Source organism: Oceanobacillus sp. FSL W7-1281 (assembly GCF_037969835.1).
Lineage (GTDB): Bacteria > Bacillota > Bacilli > Bacillales > Amphibacillaceae > Oceanobacillus > Oceanobacillus oncorhynchi.
On the sequence record NZ_CP150214.1, the window covers coordinates 779,715 to 797,201 of the forward strand.

At 38.2% G+C, this 17,487-nt stretch carries 13 protein-coding genes; 4 read left to right on the forward strand and 9 right to left on the reverse strand.

Annotated features, from left to right (window positions below; translation table 11 throughout):
* Positions 1–140 precede the first annotated feature (140 nt).
* A complete protein-coding gene (locus MKX55_RS03880; RefSeq protein WP_339182561.1) occupies positions 141–695 on the reverse strand; it encodes a TetR-like C-terminal domain-containing protein in 555 nt (184 codons plus the stop codon).
* A 169-nt stretch (positions 696–864) separates the two neighbouring features.
* Between MKX55_RS03880 and MKX55_RS03885 the strand changes: the two genes are divergently transcribed.
* Together MKX55_RS03885 and MKX55_RS03890 are read left to right on the forward strand one after the other, a co-directional pair.
* Positions 865–2,940, forward strand: coding sequence for an MMPL family transporter (locus MKX55_RS03885; RefSeq protein ID WP_339236207.1), 2,076 nt, complete (start codon positions 865–867; stop codon positions 2,938–2,940).
* Complete coding sequence (locus MKX55_RS03890) at positions 2,924–4,735, forward strand: YhgE/Pip domain-containing protein (protein ID WP_339236209.1); 1,812 nt, start codon at positions 2,924–2,926, stop codon at positions 4,733–4,735. Before MKX55_RS03885 ends, MKX55_RS03890 begins: the two co-directional genes overlap by 17 nt.
* Before the next feature lie 42 nt (positions 4,736–4,777).
* Here MKX55_RS03890 and MKX55_RS03895 read toward each other — a convergent pair whose 3' ends face one another.
* The 5 genes from MKX55_RS03895 to MKX55_RS03915 all read right to left on the reverse strand — a co-directional run bounded on the left by MKX55_RS03895 (position 4,778) and on the right by MKX55_RS03915 (position 10,681).
* Positions 4,778–5,824 (reverse strand): ABC transporter permease, encoded by a 1,047-nt coding sequence (locus MKX55_RS03895; protein WP_339182565.1) that lies wholly within the window; start codon positions 5,822–5,824, stop codon positions 4,778–4,780.
* Positions 5,825–5,914: 90 nt separating this feature from the next.
* On the reverse strand, positions 5,915–7,414 hold the full coding sequence (locus tag MKX55_RS03900) for a sugar ABC transporter ATP-binding protein (protein WP_339236211.1): 1,500 nt from the start codon (positions 7,412–7,414) through the stop codon (positions 5,915–5,917).
* A 57-nt stretch (positions 7,415–7,471) separates the two neighbouring features.
* Positions 7,472–8,470: an ABC transporter substrate-binding protein gene (locus tag MKX55_RS03905; protein WP_339236213.1), complete on the reverse strand. Its 999-nt coding sequence runs from the start codon at positions 8,468–8,470 to the stop codon at positions 7,472–7,474.
* A 202-nt stretch (positions 8,471–8,672) separates the two neighbouring features.
* Positions 8,673–9,680, reverse strand: coding sequence for a Gfo/Idh/MocA family oxidoreductase (locus tag MKX55_RS03910; protein ID WP_339236215.1), 1,008 nt, complete (start codon positions 9,678–9,680; stop codon positions 8,673–8,675).
* 11 nt (positions 9,681–9,691) lie between these two features.
* The gene (locus tag MKX55_RS03915) at positions 9,692–10,681 is read right to left on the reverse strand and encodes a LacI family DNA-binding transcriptional regulator (protein WP_339236218.1); all 990 of its coding nucleotides are present in this window, start codon (positions 10,679–10,681) and stop codon (positions 9,692–9,694) included.
* A gap of 310 nt (positions 10,682–10,991) precedes the next feature.
* On the opposite strand from MKX55_RS03915, the gene MKX55_RS03920 reads away from it, so the two are divergent.
* Both MKX55_RS03920 and MKX55_RS03925 read left to right on the forward strand, forming a co-directional pair.
* Complete coding sequence (locus MKX55_RS03920) at positions 10,992–11,237, forward strand: hypothetical protein (protein WP_339236221.1); 246 nt, start codon at positions 10,992–10,994, stop codon at positions 11,235–11,237.
* Between the two features lie 316 nt (positions 11,238–11,553).
* On the forward strand, positions 11,554–11,694 hold the full coding sequence (locus MKX55_RS03925; RefSeq protein ID WP_339236224.1) for a hypothetical protein: 141 nt from the start codon (positions 11,554–11,556) through the stop codon (positions 11,692–11,694).
* Positions 11,695–11,997: 303 nt separating this feature from the next.
* On the opposite strand, the gene MKX55_RS03930 is transcribed toward MKX55_RS03925, so the two are convergent.
* The 3 genes from MKX55_RS03930 to MKX55_RS03940 are packed head-to-tail and all read right to left on the reverse strand — an operon-like array spanning position 11,998 to position 17,124.
* Positions 11,998–13,854, reverse strand: coding sequence for a hypothetical protein (locus MKX55_RS03930; RefSeq protein WP_339236226.1), 1,857 nt, complete (start codon positions 13,852–13,854; stop codon positions 11,998–12,000).
* On the reverse strand, positions 13,823–16,078 hold the full coding sequence (locus MKX55_RS03935; protein WP_339236228.1) for a glycosyltransferase: 2,256 nt from the start codon (positions 16,076–16,078) through the stop codon (positions 13,823–13,825). Before MKX55_RS03935 ends, MKX55_RS03930 begins: the two co-directional genes overlap by 32 nt.
* Positions 16,075–17,124: a glycosyltransferase gene (locus tag MKX55_RS03940; protein WP_339236230.1), complete on the reverse strand. Its 1,050-nt coding sequence runs from the start codon at positions 17,122–17,124 to the stop codon at positions 16,075–16,077. The genes MKX55_RS03935 and MKX55_RS03940 overlap by 4 nt, the downstream gene beginning before the upstream one ends.
* Positions 17,125–17,487: the final 363 nt, after the last annotated feature.

Sequence of the window (17,487 nt, forward strand, 5' to 3'; positions counted from 1 at the left end):
TCATATTTGATTTTTAATGTTTTTTTATACAGAACGAAAAACGATCATTTAATCGTTTGTTTTTGGCGTAGAAATGGGCAGGTTTTGGTGTTATCGTACGATGTAAGAAGCTTAGTGAAAGTGATTGACTTTCACTGAATTCAACAATGCTTACTTATTTCCGTAATAATCCTTGCCATTTCATCCGGTGATTCCTTCATTCCATTTTCCAGCCAGTATTCAATCACTGTAATACTCCCGCTGATAGAATAGATTGTCATGTACTTTGCAGCGGTTTCGCTCATTTTATGTTCTGGTCCGTTAAAGTCATTCATAATATGAGTTTGGGCGGCGAACATGACTTTATGTGTGAATCTTTTATTGCCGTGTTCGCTGAACAGAATCCGAAAATGCTCATGACGGCTGCAGACATATTTGAGTAAATAATTTAACATCGCCAGCGCTTCTTTTTCCTGTGTATAGTCATACTGAAGCAGTGCCTGATTTAGTTCATCGATAATTTCGTCCTCAATATTGGTCAGTAAATCATATTGGTCGGCATAGTGGCTGTAAAAAGTGGAACGGTTGATATCAGCCTGCTCACAAATTTCTTTAATGGTAATGGAAGAAATCGGTTTTTCTTTTAAAAGCTCCATCAGCCCATTTTTAAGAACCATCCTTGTATAACGTTTTCTGCGGTCTAGTTTTTGTGCCATGATAAATAAACTCCTTTTATGAACAAAATATGAAATTCTATCTGTTATCCAACAGATAATGATTATTTGTTGTGAAACGTACATATTTTAAACAACTGTTTGTTGTCTAACTGACAGTGTGTAGTTATAATAATAGATTATATGAATGAAATCAGCAAGGTAATGGGGTATGACAGTGGCAAATTTAATTATTCGTTTTAAAAAGACAGTGGTAACACTTTTTATAATACTTATGATTCTCTCTTTAGCGGGGATTCTGTTTGTTGATGTAAATTACAATATGCAGGATTATTTACCGGATGAAGCGGAGTCCACACAGGCTTTAGAGTTGATGGAGGAAGAGTTTTCCAGCGGTATTCCAAACGCCAGAGTAATGGTAGGGGATGTTTCGATTCAGGAAGCGATGGAATATAAACATGCCCTGGAAAAAATAAATGGGGTTACAGAGGTTCTCTGGCTGGATGATGTTATTGATATTCGAACCCCGGTCGAAGTCTCTGACACAGATACAGTCGAGACATATTATAAAGATGAAAATGCTCTTTTTTCTGTCACGATTGCCAATGAAAAAGAAGTAGAGGCGACCAATGCTATTTATGACTTGATTGGTGAGGAAAATGCTATTTCTGGTGAGGCTGTTAATACGGCAACAGAACAGGAAATGACAGGGACAGAGAGTATGTACGCTGCAGCGTTGCTTGTTCCTATTATTATCATCATACTTATCCTATCTACCAGCTCATGGGTGGAACCGGTCTTTTTCCTGACGGCCATTGGAGTGTCTGTATTAATTAATCTGGGAACGAACATATTTATTGGCGAGATTTCGTTTGTTACCCAAGCGGTTGCACCAATATTGCAGCTTGCAGTCTCCTTGGATTATGCTATTTTTCTTCTGCATAGCTTTCAGGATTACAGGAATAAAAATTACAAACCGGAAGAAGCAATGAAATCAGCTATTAAAGAATCATGGCCGGTTATCAGTACAAGCGCTTTTACAACTATTTTTGGCTTTATGGCATTGATGTTTATGCGTTTTGAGATTGGTTCCGATTTGGGATTAAACTTAGTTAAAGGAATTATTCTAAGCTTTATCAGTGTCATTGTCTTCCTGCCAGCCTTTACACTTGTGTTTTATCGATGGATTGACCGGACGCAGCATCGGGTGTTTGTTCCGACTCGTTTTGAAGGAGTCGGTAAAAAGTTGTTGAAATTAAGACTTCCTGTCCTTATTCTGGTGCTGCTGCTTCTTGTTCCCAGCTTTATGGCGCAGAGCAGCACGACCTTTACCTACGGGATGGGAGAGCCGCCGGAGGATACCCGGTTAGGAACTGATGTGAGACAGATTGAAGAAGTTTTTGGAGAATCTACTTCCGTTGTGCTGCTTATTCCCAATAATGATATAGGGAAAGAGGAGGAAATGGTTCAGGTCCTGGATAATGTAAATCATGTTTCATCGGTTATCAGCTACGCAACAATGGTTGGCAGTGTTATTCCGCAGGACTTTTTGGAGGAAGAGGCGACAGAGCAATTTCTTTCCGATCATTACAGCCGGATTATTATTAATACGGAAGCGGGAACAGAAGGAGATCTTCCTTTTGCAGTGGTAGAAGATATACGGGAAATTGCGTCCGCTTATTATGGAGATGAGGCACTGACCTTAGGTGAAAGTGCGTCTCTGTATGATATGAAGAATATTGTGTCTCAGGATAATCAGCTTGTAAATATCTTAACGATTCTTGGGGTAGGGATTGTGATTTTGATTAATTTCCGGTCGATTTCTTTCCCAATCGTCTTATTATTAGTTATCCAAGCAGCTGTCTGGATAAACTTAGCTATTCCTTATTTTACAGGAACACCGCTTGTCTTTATCGGCTATCTGATTGTCAGTACGGTTCAGTTGGCAGCAACGGTGGATTATGCGATATTATTGACGGAGACATATAAAAATTATAGAAGATATATGCCGAAATGGAAGGCAATGAAACAGACGTTAGATGATAAACTCTTCTCTATTGCCGTTTCTGCGTCCATTCTATCCATCGTCGGATTTGTTTTATGGGTGACGTCTTCTAATCCAGTTGTCGGTTCTATCGGCTTACTGCTGGGGAGAGGTGCGCTCTTGGCATTTATTCTGGTTATCACCTTACTGCCTGCATTGCTTGTATATGGGGATACATTGCTTCAAAAGACATCATTAGGAATGAAGTTTCGCAAGGAGGAAAAACATGAGGACAACAATTAAATGGACCTGGCTCGCTTTAGCTCTATTCTTTATTCCATTTATGAATACAGCTCTTGCAGAAGAGTCTTCCGAGAAGTCTGCGTCAGATGGAGATGCGGACATCGAGGAAAAGAACGAGGTTATTTATGCGAATTTAGAAGCAGGCGGCGGCTTAGAAAATATCTATGTCGTAAATGCATTTGAATTGAATAAAACAGGCGTTATTGAAGATTTCGGAAACTATGAATCTATCAAGAATTTAACAGATACGAGTGAAATAGAACAGGACGGAGATACAATCCGTATGGACGCGGCTTCAGATACGTTTTATTATCAAGGGGACCTTTCCAAAGAGCTGCCTTGGAAATTCACCATTTCCTATTATTTAGACGGGGAAGAAGTAGATCCGCAAACGGTTATGGGAGAATCCGGACAGATAGAAATTGAAATAAAAGTAGAAGAGAATGAAGAAGCAGGAGCAGCTTTCTTTGATAACTATATGCTGCAAATATCACAGGCGCTGAATACTGATTACTTTTATAATATTGAAGCGGAGGATGCTACGATAGCCAATGCCGGGAAAAATAGGCAGGTGGCATTTACGGTGATGCCGGGGGAAGAAGAGACGCTGACAATTCATGCAGATACCGATCAATTTGAATTAGAGGGAATGGAAATCTCCGGCCTGCCATCTTCTGTTTCTGTAGACGGTCCGGATACAGATGCACTCACGGAGGAGTTTCAAAGCTTAACCGATGCCATTGGTGAAATTAATCAAGGAGTAGGGGAGCTTGGAGATGGAATCAGAGGGCTTTCTGGCGGATTGAGTGAACTAGAAAATGGCTCTTCTGAGTTTCAGAACGGTCTAAATGAGTTAAGTAATTCCAGCGGCGAGCTGACTGGTGCCTCGGAAGAAATCAATAATGCCTTTCAAACCGTGCAAGAAGAAGTTGGCCAAATCACAGGGATAGATGGAATAGAGCAGTTAAGCGGGATGACAGAAGCTGCATCAGATATGGCTGCAGGAATGGAAACATTGGCTGACGAATTAGATTCGCTGTCAACAGGCTATGGAGAAGCGAAAGAAGCATTGCAGACAGCTATGGAGGGTATACCAGAAGCTACCTTAACAGAAGAGGATTTTCAAGCATTATATGATAGTGAAGTGGATCCGGAGGTTGTGGATGAATTGGTTGGCACCTATGAAGCTGCCCAAGGTGCATTAGCTGTTTACTATGAATCCGTAGAGTCATTTGATGCGGTGGAGCCGGCATTATCTGAATTTCAAACTTCTGCCAGTGACATTGCTGGCAATATCCGTACGTTTTCCGATGAATTAGAGCAGTCTGTCGGTCAAATTGATATCGATGAAGGGCTGGATGAATTTATTACAAGTGTAGATACCATGGCTGAAAATTATAATCAGTTCCATGAAGGTCTGATATCTTATACAAATGGCGTAAATGAGCTCAGCACTTCTTATGCTGAAATTCATAATGGAATTAGCGAATCGGCATCCGGTTCAAATGAACTTGCGAACGGAGCAGATGAACTACAGGATGGAACCAGTGAATTATATGATGCCACTGAAAGTATCCCTGATGAGATGCAGGAAGAAATTGACGAGATGATTTCGCAATATGATAAATCTGATTTTGATCCCGTATCCTTCGTATCGGAAGAAAATGATGAGATAACAAATTCAGTTCAGTTTGTGATTCAAACAGACAGTATTCAGCCGGAAGAGGATAGCGAAGAGGTAGAAGAAGAGGAAGAGAACGAAGGGTTTTGGGATAGGTTATTGAATTTGTTTTAAGAGGATTTCAATATTTTCATGATAAAGAAACCGCATGAAGGCTCATGCGGTTTTTTCCTTCCGCTGCAACAGAACAGCTGCAATGACAATTACCCCTTTAAATGCATCCCGCAGTAATGGAGGAACCCCGAAGAGATTGAGCAGGTTGTTCAGCACAGCAATAATCAACATTCCATAAACGGTTCCGAGGATAAATCCTCTTCCGCCCATCATACTTGTACCTCCGACAACAGCTGCAGCGATAGCGTCCATTTCCATTCCCCGTCCTGAACCGGCAAAATCCATCGATCCGATCCGAGAAACTTGAATGATTGCAGCAATGGCTACAAGTATTCCGGAAAGCGCATAAACCCGATACTTAACCTGTTTTACGTTAATTCCAGACAGCCTGGCAGCTCGTTCATTGGATCCAACCGCGATAATCTGCCTGCCAAAGATGGTGCGCTTGGAAATATAATACATAACAGCAGCAATCAAAATCCAGTAGATGATGGGCATAATCATATAGTTGCCGATTTTGAAATTGGCGATTTGTAAAAATTCAGGCGGCACACGCGGTGCAGCTCCTTGCATGAAATGCTGTGTGACACTGCGGAAAACCATCATCGCTCCTAAGGTGGCAATAAAAGGAGGGACCATTCCCCGTGTAACAGTTACGCCGATTAAGGAACCAAGTAAATATCCAAAAAGAATCACAACGATAATCGTAATGAAAATAGCTGTCCAGCCTGTGATTCCCATCGCATTTAAAAAACCGTTTGTTCCAATATCAAGCAATGTCATTGTCAATGCGCCAGTTGCTACAAGCGTTGCACCAACAGCTAAATCGATTCCGCCTGTCATAATAACAAACGTCATTCCCAGTGCGACAATTGCTACACTGGCATTGTTTCGTAAAATATTAATCCAGTTATTTGTCCAAGATGTAAACCATTCTCCAAATGAAGGATAGTCAAAGCCTAATACAATCGTTTGTAAGATAACCATTACGATGAACGCAATAAAAATACTAAACAATGGGCTAGTAGACCAACGATTCTTGAACCAAAGGATAAACTGGTGAAAGTAATTGATATTTTTCTCTGTCAAAAGGTACACCCCTTTTCAATCCCGGATAAAAAGAAGCTGCAATCTGCGGGATATCTGTTACTTGTCGCCTAAGTGATGGAGGGCAGCCAATTAAGACGTTGAAATAAAAGCATCTCCGCCTGTAGCCAGCTCCATTATTGCTTGTTCGTTCATTGCTTCTCCTTCTAATTTTCCTTGCAGCTGCCCGTGGTACATGACATACGTCCGATTGCAAAGTCTTAATATTTCATTTGCTTCACTGGAAAGAATAATGACCCCAATCCCTTCATCGGCTAAACGAAGGATAATATCATAGATATCTTCCTTCGCTCCAACATCTACCCCTTGTGTCGGGTTATCTAAAATAAGAATACGGGGATCTGTGGAAAGCCACTTAGCTAAAACGACCTTCTGCTGATTCCCTCCAGAAAGATTCAGAATACTGTTTGAAGAATCAGTCATCCGGATTTTAAGCTGTTTCTGAAGTGCATCCAGCTTCTCTTGATGGATGGAATGCTGGATGATTCCCCATTTGGCATATAATTTCCAAGAAGCAATAGCGCTATTTTCGAGAATGTCCATATCTTTAATAATGGCGTTTTCCTTTCTGTTTCTTGGAAGGTAGGCAATCCCGTTTTTAACAGCGTCCATTGTGGTATGGATATTTATTTCCTTGCCGTAAAGGAACAGTTTGCCCGATGAAATATCATTAGCGCCAAAAATAGATTGAAACAGCTCACTGCGGCCGTCTCCTAATAGACCGGTAAATCCGACAACCTCTCCTTGGTAAATGGAAAAAGAAATATTGGAAAAAGCCGCAGTATACGTTAATTTTTCTGCACGCAGGATTTCTTCGCCGCGGTTACGCTGCTGGACCAGTTGATCTGTCCGAACATCATAACCGACCATAAAGCGGGCAAGCTCCTTTGTAGTTACATCACAGACCTGTCCTTCAGAAACAAGCCTGCCATCCCGAAGCACAGCATACGTGTCACAAACCTCGATAACTTCTTTTAACTTATGAGAGATAAAAATAATGCCGACCTGTTGATCGCGTAAACGTCTCATCATCGTAAATACACGTTCGATTTCAGAATCGGTAAGTGATGTCGTTGGTTCATCCATGATAATGACAGAAGCATTCATCGAAATCGCGCGACAGATTTCAATAATTTGTTTATAGGAAGAATCTAACTCTTTGACCAGCATGCGGGGATCAAGGTCTACATGCATGCGTTCAAATATTTCCTTTGTTTCCTGAATCATTTTTTGATGCTGTACGCGCCTGAATCCCTTTTTATAATCTCTTTCTAAAAACATATTTTCATAGATGGGCAGATCATTAATTAAGTTCAACTCCTGATGGATAAAAGAAATTCCCATATTAATCGATTGCTCCGGTCCGGTCAGATTTACCCCGGATCCGTTTATATAAAGCTTGCCTGCATCAGGCTGATGAATACCGCCTAAGATGTTCATCAGGGTTGATTTCCCCGCTCCATTTTCTCCAAGCAATGCACAAATTTCTCCTGCATTAATAGAAAGGGAAACGTCCTTTAGAACATGATTTTTGCCAAAGGACTTTTGGATATTTCTTAACTCTACAAGCATGTTATCACCTCTGAGAAATGGGTGGAAAGAGAGCAGACTTTCCTGCTCCCTCTCTGTTTAATACGGTGAATTTTCATCTAAGAATTCTTCGTAGTTATCCCGGTCAACGACAGTGGTTGGAATAATAGTTTCTTCCTCTACATCCTCGCCATTGAGAACCTCTATCGCGATGTCAACAGCGTCTTTTACCATAACAGGGCTGTATAAGGCGGATTGAATCCAGATATCTTCGTTTTCCGGCATCATTTCAAAATATTCCTGCATGCCACCGCCGCCTGTAACGACTTGGATGTCTGTTCTTCCAGCTTCTTGAATAGCCTGCAAGACGCCGACAGAGGTTTCATCATCAATCGAATAAACGGCATCAATGTCCTCGACGGAGGTCAGGATATCGGCGAAGTCAGCTAACCCATCCTCCCGGGTGAATTCTGTGGCATAAGTCATCAGGTTCATATCTGGAGCAATTTCTGCCATGGTTTCCTCGAAGCCTTGGGTCCGTAATTCGGATACAGAACCGGAGGAAGGTACTTCCAATACAACGACATTCCCTTCCTCGCCAATTTTATCTACAATGTAATTCGCTCCCTGGACGCCCATATCTTTATTATCGCCTGCAACGCGGTAAACGCCTTCTACATCAATCGCGATGTCAAAGTTAACCACGGTTATTCCACTGTCAATAGCATTTTGGATCGGGACTTCCATGCCCTCCCATTGAGGAAAAGCAACAATGGCGTCAGCTCCCCATGTCATTAAATCATCTAATTGGGAAGTCATTTGTTCCGCGTTACTGCTGGTTTGAATTTGATAATCTACTTGATCTCCTAATTCTTTTACGCGTTCTTCAGCGTGGTAAGCAACTGCCGCAACCCAGCCATGCGTCACTTCTGGCGCAAGTATGCCAATTTTATATTGTTCTTCGGTGCCCTCGCTGCCATTTCCGTTATCTGCATTATTCTCCTCTGAAGCCTCACCAGAATCATCTCCGCCGCCGCAAGCAGCCAACAAAAGCATGAGGAAAGCAATCATTAAAAAGCCAAAACTTTTTTTCTTCATTGTATTGTAAACCTCCTCGATTTTTAGTGAATCTTGTTGATTTCTTAGTAAATCTTATAAAATAGACTGGCCCTGAACAGAGTTACTGTTTGTAATCGGTATACGAGGTAATTATCAAAATGGATAAAATAGATGCAGAAAACGCCTCCTTTCCTTCCTATGAGAGATAGACCGGCTGTCTTCATGAAATCCATTACATTTCCTAATCATTTTGCTGAAGAATTTCTTCAAGCAGCCGTAATGATTTTAATGCATCTTCTCCACTGACAATGGGCTTTTCTTCTTCTTGAATACAACGGATAAAGGCATCGATTACGCCGGAGTTTGTTTGATTCGTATTGGTTTGAATTCCTTCTAATGCATAGTAAATTTTTTCGCCGTTTTTCTTTTCGATAAGGAGCGGATAGTGTTTATTCTGGTATATTTTCATAATTCCTTCCTGGCAGTAAATCGTTGTAGAGTTATTTTCTTCCCCGTAATAGGTCCAAGAGAAAGTGGCAGTACCAATGCTTCCTCCAGCAGTTTTTAAAATACAGACGACATTGTCATTTACTTCGATAGGCTGACCGTTTTCATCTGTTTTATCTAAGGTGGCCGTATAGGAATGGAGATTTGTAATATCGTCATCCAACAAATAGAAGAGCAAATCCAGCTTATGAATGCCTAGATCTCCTGCAGCTCCTGAATGGGAACGGTCTTTTTTGAAAAACCAGGTTTCTTTTGATTTGGTTGCTCCCCAATCTTCGGGACCGCTATGTCCAAAGGTTGTCTGAAAGGAAAGAATCTCGCCAAGCTCTTTCGCTTGAAGGATTTTACGTGCTTTTTGATGTGCTTTTGTAAAGCGTTGATTGTGATCCACCATTAACAGCTTTCCGGCTTCCTTCGCAGTACGTACCATTTTTTCTGCCTGCTCCACAGTGGCGGCAATTGGTTTTTCACAAAGAACATGCTTGCCGGCTTGTAAAGCTTTTGTAGTATGAATATAATGCGCTTCATTGGAAGAGCAATCACTAATAGCATCAATGGTCGAATCTTGAAGCAAAGCCTCCAGTGACGAAGCGGTTCTGCCGCCGAATAATTGCTTCATTTCCTCTGCGCGTTCAGGATTTCTGTCATAGAAAACAATCTCTTTTACGGATGGATTGGCTCTATACTCGGGAGCATGCCTGAAGTGTGTAATCGAGCCGCAGCCAATAATTCCTACAATCATTTAGATCCCTCCTATCCCAATGTCGATTCTCGAATAATCAACTCGTAATCCATGATGACATTTTCAACAGGCAGTCCTTGAATCCGGTCAATGACCATTTTGGCGGAACGATAGCCCATTTGATATTTTGGCTGAGAAACCGTTGTCAGGGTGGGCGTAGTCATGCTGGAAAAAGCAATATTGTCAAATCCGATAATCGCCATTTCTTGAGGGACCTTGACGCCCTGAGCATGTAATTCTTTGATAGCGCCAATCGCTAAAGTGTCTGAAATAATAAATACAGCAGTTGGCCGGTTTTTTGAACGCAGCATTCGCCGCATAGATTCTACGCCGTCCTGAAAGCTGAGCCCGTCAGTGTAATGGATCCATTCGTCACAAATAGGCAATTGAAATTCGTTTAAGGCCTTCTCAAATCCGATACGCCGCTGCTTTGCATAGAGCAGATTTTCATTAAAATTGATTAAGCCGATTTTTTTATTTCCCATGGTAATCAAATACTTTACTGCTCGATAGGCAGCATCTGTATTGTCAATTGCAATATAAGGAATATTGGCATCTACATAATAATCACTGCAAAGCACGATAGAATGGGACTCAGAAAGCTCCTTCAGCTTATCGACATGAACGGTAGGATTCATGGAAATAATACCGTCAGCCAATTTATTACGCACCATATGAAGGAAGATATCTTCCCGTTGCAGGTTATCATCTGTTTCACAAAGCAGAATATTATAGTTGTTTTCTATGGCATAATCCTCAATCCCATTAATGATTTCTGTGTAATAAGGGTTTGAGAACGTGTGAATAAGAACAAGAAGTAATCTGCTTTCCGAGTTTCGTAAATTCCTGCCAAGCATACTGGGAGCATAATTTAACTCCCGAATGGCTTTTTCAACCTTGTGTCGCGTTTTCTCAGACACCTTGGATGTGTTATTTAGAACACGCGAAACCGTAGCAATGGAAACCCCTGCCTGCTTCGCTACTTCATGTATATTTGCCATGGCACAACCTCTTTCAGAACAAAAATAGACAGCTGATGGAACATTTAATAGGATAAATAAGTTTATGTGTAAACGTTTTCTATAAGTTATAGAATTAATATGCGGAAATTTATAAATACATTCTAAAAAATTAGAAAGGAACAGCTTTTTTATAAATAAGTGCCTTTTTAAAGGATGAAAGTCCGTAAAAAAGTGGGGTAATTTTAAAGCTGGAAGGGGGAAGAGCTTGAAAGGTGTAAAGGATTTCATTGTAATGGAAGAGAAACTATAATCATATTTGCTATCGTAAACCTGATAAAGGGGGGTTTTTATGAAACAGATAGAAACTGTTAACCATGTACCAAATTTAATTTTTTTTTATGAAAAAGTTAAGCATGAAAAAGAAGAAGCTATTGGGAAACGATGGGAAGAGGAATATGGATTCACAGCATTACCGCCAGGAGAGAAAGGACGAAATATTGGTCGGAAGATGTTAAAAGAAGTCTGTGAGCAATATGAGGATTGTATAGAAATAAAGCAATTAGACCCTGGGAAAATTCAAATGAACAAGCATTAGAAGATGTAAAGGAACTGATGGGATGCGCTTCTCCTGTACCATTAAAAGTACATTTCTTTATAGGCTTATTTGTACTTTAAGAGAATATAAAAAATTCAAGTGAAATAGTATAAGTGTAACTAAGGCAACCCTACGCCTTTCAGGCTTGGCTTGACAAGTTTTCTTTAAGGGGATCCGCTTGTTGCTCCATTGGAGGGAGAAGAAGCGGCACTGACCTGGTTCGGCAGTCGAACTGTACGAAGTAATACTCCGTCACGAATTGGGTCATCTTGTACATAATCAGCTGGCAAATTTAAAAGTGGAATGGGAGCGACCTGTGGCGCAGATGATTTTAGAAGAAGGCATTGCCATGCATACAAGAATAATACTTATTCTTGGAAAAGAGAAGAAGGATTATTTGGTCGCAAAGAATGAGTGGATAAATGCCTGTAGTGCCGTGCTTGGACAGTTCGGATAATGAAGATCTGACCCGCTTTATTTTTGGTGCGGGGACAACAGGGAATAAGAGAGTGGCCTAATATGCAGGGCGGGAGCTGGTGGAATTTCTTTTAGAGGAAGGCTTATACACTGAAAGAATTGGCTGCTGTTCAGAAGAGGAATATTCCTACTTTTGTGGAGAAGGGTTTGGGTGAGATGTTGCGATTTTGTATATAATCAGCAGCAAATAATAGGATGAATCTATAAGGCTTATGTGGTTTAAATATTATATTAATAAACCAAGCTATTGATTTTACTCAATTGCTTGGTTTATTAATGAATGTCAATTTTTATTATTAAGTTCATGATTCCCAATAACATCTTCAGTATCATATATACCAGGTTTCAATTTTTTATCAAATAATTTCTCTGTCATAGCATTAAAAGTATAATGGTCTTCTAAAATAACAATTTTTTCGTAATTATTTAGTAAATCGATAAAGGGCTGATCATCCATAATAAAATCTTCTTTACCCTCCACATTTGGAGAATATAAAAAATATCTTCCAACAAAGTTTACTAAATAACTGTCAACAGCCTCTTTGTCTGGGGTAACAACTAGATAATGTGTTTGATTCAAAGTCATTTGGTTGTCCGTGATATTTGAAAACACAGAGGGCGTTGAGTTGGAAAAGTGAATGTTATTGTATCTCATCCCGTTGTTTTCAGAAAGGAGGAGCAACGTTGCGAAAAATAATAGAATTAATGTAGTATATTGATACCACTTTTTCGTACGTAAGCTTTTGAAGCTCCGGAATGAACGTGCTTCAATCGTTTGCTCAAAGAAAGAATAATCAATTTCTCTAGCTAAAACCATCATGCAAGCCCCTAAAGCTAAAATAACGATACTAGAGGCGTAACGATTAAATCCAGCTAAATACAGAGCTTCTTCTGTAGGCATAGAGAATAAAAACATCAAATAAATCCCAATATAATAAATTATAATAACAATATTTATAATAAGGAGATAGCGAAATAAACTATTTTTCCGCTTCATTCCAAAACGAATAATAATAAAAATAGTAAACATTACTAGATTAACCAAAAGAATTCCTTGTGTGGAAATCGTACTTATATCAGTGATTGTAGAAATAAATAAATCAGTAATCTGTTTTATAATAGAAAAATCTTTGTTGCCAAAAATTTGTTGATAAGCCGATACACTAACCTCGTGTTTAGACTCAGGAAAGGTATTTTTAACATGCGCATTCCAAATAATTGATGGTAATAAGGAGCAAATTATCGTAATTAGTGTTATTCCTAATAATAAAAGTTTACTTTTACGAAATCGCCACATCATTATAACCCGAGACAAGTAATAGATAATTAAAATAACTACAAAAAACATAGCACTGCTTTTGACAAGGCTCAATGAGGCAGCGATTAAAAAGAGAAAGATGGAGATTTGTGATAAGTTTCGCTGCATTCGGTAGATGCCTGATATACCAGCTAATGTAAGCATTGGCAGAATAAAGTCTACTAGTAAATTGTTCATCCGAATGGCAATATTAAAGTAATTAAAAATAGCGATAGTACAGAACATCATTGTAATAATTAATACTCTTCTTTCATCACGTACGACAGCAAATAGTGCATATATACAGCTGAATAACAAAAGAAATTGCCCAATCAGCATGATACTGTCATCAAATCCGCCGATTAAAGTTGCATAATAAACAAATAGAGAGCTGCCCATTGGATAAGAGGTGAAACCGATAATAGCATCATTTGCTGTTGGCAGACTGCCTTCTGTATAAAGAAATTTTACTATTAATGCCCAATGAGAAAAGTTATCATAATGTTCTAAGCTAGTATGTAGCAATGTTAATGAGAACATTAAAAAATAAAAAGTCAGCCAGAGTGTTAATGTATTTAATTTAGGAATTCCTAAATTACCTTCTCTTCTTTTTTGATAAAGATAGTAAATGGCTGATATGCATCCGATGATAAATAGCCCAATTCCAGAGTAGTAAAGCCAGCCAAAATAGGCCATTATGTATAATACTATAATAATCCATGTGCAGGCTGCTACCCAACTGACTTTATCATGGAAATGCAGTTTTTTTTCAAAAAAAACTGCATAACCATACAATGAGAAGATAAGGAAACTAATGCGAATAACTGTTAGAACCAATGTCATCGATTTTACCTCCCTGTTGAACCCAATTCTTAACTAAACGTTTTAATTCAGGAGTTTCTACTAATTCTGTTATGTTTTCAACACTATATTCATAGGAAGCATTATCTTTTTGAGTTATAAGCTTTAGATGGGATATAACTCCATGCAAATTTAGCGTCATTTCCTTTACAGAAGCCAGATTTTCAGATGAAGCGATAGTCAGCTTTTCAAAGCTGAAACTTTGCAATAATATATCAAAATCGTGTAAATGGATTAACTCATTCATTCGAAGCTTGGCAAATTTCTCTGTTACATAAGCTTTTTCTCCAACATTATTTAATCTGCGCTGGATATTATTAAAGAAACGATCAAAAGGTGTTTCCCATGGATCGCGGAATTGAGGAAGACTCCGATTAAAACCATCATAAATGATTTGCAAGTACTGCAAGTATTCTTCTTCAGGGATTTCTTCCAAGTAAATTCCATACACCCATTCATCTGTATATGAGTCTACTCGAACAATTTTTCCTTTCAGGTGAGCTGTGTAATCATTTTTAGTTACTACAAATTGTAATAAAGCATTTTCAGGAAAGTATAATGGTTCATTTGCTGCAAAAGATAGTCCATTCTCAGAAATATTCTTTGTGTATAAATTATATTCTTGATTGTCATATATCACTTTAATCGTATTATTGGCTAAAAAGCGTTCTGTTTTTCTATAAATGGGACGTCCTAAAAAGAAAAGAACAGAAAATGTTAAATTAAATATATTTGTTAACAGCCAAAAAGTAATAACACTGCCATAAAATATCTCCGAACCATATTTTCCTGTGTTAAATTGTATTAACCCGATAACTGATAATACGAGTAATACAGCATGCGGAATAATATATAATAAATCTTTTTTAGATTGAAAAGCGGCTTTATTAGTCACTTTAAATTTGGTCTCTTTGATTCCAATAGATTGAAGGAGCACAGGGATAAAGAGAAAAGGCGCAAAAATAGTTTCTTGAACCTCTCCCCAACGTTGTGTCCGAATATCGCTGGAAAGATCCTGCATACATAAATGTAAAAAATAATAGCTGGGCAGCCAAAATAATAAAAGCACCCAAAAGTTTGTATCGACCACCATAATTCCAAATACAGCAAATAGGATTGGCGCCAATATGTATATTAAGCGACGAATAAATGCCCACCAATACAGATAGCCATTTAAGAAAACCAGCTTTTGTTGAAAAGAAAGGTTTTTATTTGTGATTAAACGTAAATTTCGAACACTTTGGACAACTCCGCGCCCCCAACGGATGCGCTGCTTTAAAATACTAGGGATATCTGTTGGTGTGAGACCGCTTGCCATAGGCTCCAATGTTGAAATACTCTTATACCCTTCGCTATTAATTTGTGCTCCCAGTTGAAAGTCCTCTGTAATCGTATTTGTTGGAAAACCGCCAACATCCTCGATAGCCTTTCTGGAAATTACCGTATTTGACCCTGTATAAATGGCTGCATCATGCGCATTATTAAGAACATTAATTTCTCTTGAAAAGAAATCTTGTTCATTAGGGATGGATGCCTCAGAAAAAAGATTAAATTGAAATAAGTCTGCATTATAAAAACTTTGCGGGGTTTGAACAAACCCTAAAGGTTTAACGTCTTCATCTTCTTTTCGTTCTCTTTCGTTTTCAACAAAGTATGGAACAGTCTCTAATAGAAAATCAGAGTAAGGTATCATATCTGCATCAAAAGTGGCTACTAGAGGTGATGAAGTATGAGCTAAGGCATTATTTAAGTTTCCTGATTTGGCATGTTCATTTTCTTCCAAGCCAATATAACCGATATGAAACTTGTCAGCTAAAGCTTTCACTTCCCTCCGATTTGTATCATCGGAAATATAGATATGAACTTTTGATTTATCAGGATACTTCATATTGACGGCAGCGTTAACTGTTTTTAATAGTAACGGAACATCCTCGTTATGAGTCGCAATCAATACATCAACATCGGGATAAGCTTCGAAAGGTACCTTTGGCTTGAAAACCTGTTTAGCTCTATTCTTGCTCCAAATTAAAATAACAGCAGTAAAGTTTGAAATAACTTCACTAAACAGCAGTAAAATCCCAAAAATAATCGCAAATAAAGATTCGCTCCATGGAAGGGTGAAAAATGCTCGCCAGGTAAGATAAACACTAGAAAAAAGAAAGGCTAATAGGTAAATTATTTTTTTTGATTTTTTCAGTAGCCTCATGACTTTTCCCCTTTGAAGACATAATTTTTTTGAATATAAAAGCTTAAAAAGAATAGTAGGCTATCCACTGCTATTTTTAAGAAAACAGTGCTGATAACAGGCAATAGTAAATGTAACAAATAGACTAGTAAAGCAGAAGCAGTAATTTGACAGATTACTAATCCAAAGTATTTAAAAAAACTGTGTTTTGTACGTTGAGTAAAAACCAGTTCTCTATTTACATAATAATTAAAAATGGATGATATCGCCCTTGCCAGCACAGAAGCTGCCATGATGGAAGATAAACTTATATGAGCAAGCAGACGAATTAATATAGCGTATGCTGCTACATCTACTAAGAATGATGTGACGGAAGACAGCAGATATTTAATAAAAATCCAGTATATTGCAACAGAATCTCTAATTGCACGAAAATGGGAAGAAGCATTATCTTCAATATAAATCGTACTGATTGGCTGGGAGTATATGTTCCAATTTCTTTTTTTGGCTTCCATTAACATGTTCATTTCATACTCGAAGCGATCTCCGTCTACTTTTAATAAACTGTCTATAAAGTCTATGGGAATAACACGTAACCCAGTTTGTGTATCTGTAACATGAATACCTGTTGTCAGGCGAAAAATATTTCTGGTCAATACGTTTCCTAGCTTACTTCTTAAGGGAACATTTTTATCAAAATTTCGAGTTCCAAGTATCAAAGAACCGGGGTGCTGTTTTGCTGATTGAATACAATGCATCATATCCGAATAGTTATGTTGACCATCAGAGTCAATAGTTACGATATATTTTGCCTCAGGAATATAATCTAATATATAGTGAAAAGCTGTTTTTAATGCAGTACCTTTTCCCATATTGAATTTATGTACTAACACTTTACTTTTATATACATTTTCAACTTTATTAAATACTTTGTCATACATTGAGGAACTTCCGTCATTTACAGTAACAATTGGCAATTCAGGTTGTAAGTTTCGTATAGAAGATAACAATTTTAATAATTTTTCACTGGGTTCTAAAGATGGAATGACAATAACGACATCTTTCATTAATACAATCCTTCCTCGAAAAATCGTAAAATTTCTGCCCCTTATTTATTATGCTTTATTTAATAGATGTATTCCCAAAGTTGACAGATAAAAAATAGTCGGCTAGTGCTTCACAATATGAATAGTTTTTAAAACTGTAATTCCTGAGTTTTTTTATTATTGGATACTGGGGGGGCGTGGTTACTCGCTTCAGCAAATATGTTAGTAAATAGTTGAACATTCTCTTGAATTATTTCACTAAGAATCTAACATATAGCTGATATACAATTATAAAAGTACTAAATACTTAAATTAGATTACAACAAAAGACACATAATGGCAATATTTTTCTCGGAGAATCATAAACTTATTAATTATACCATA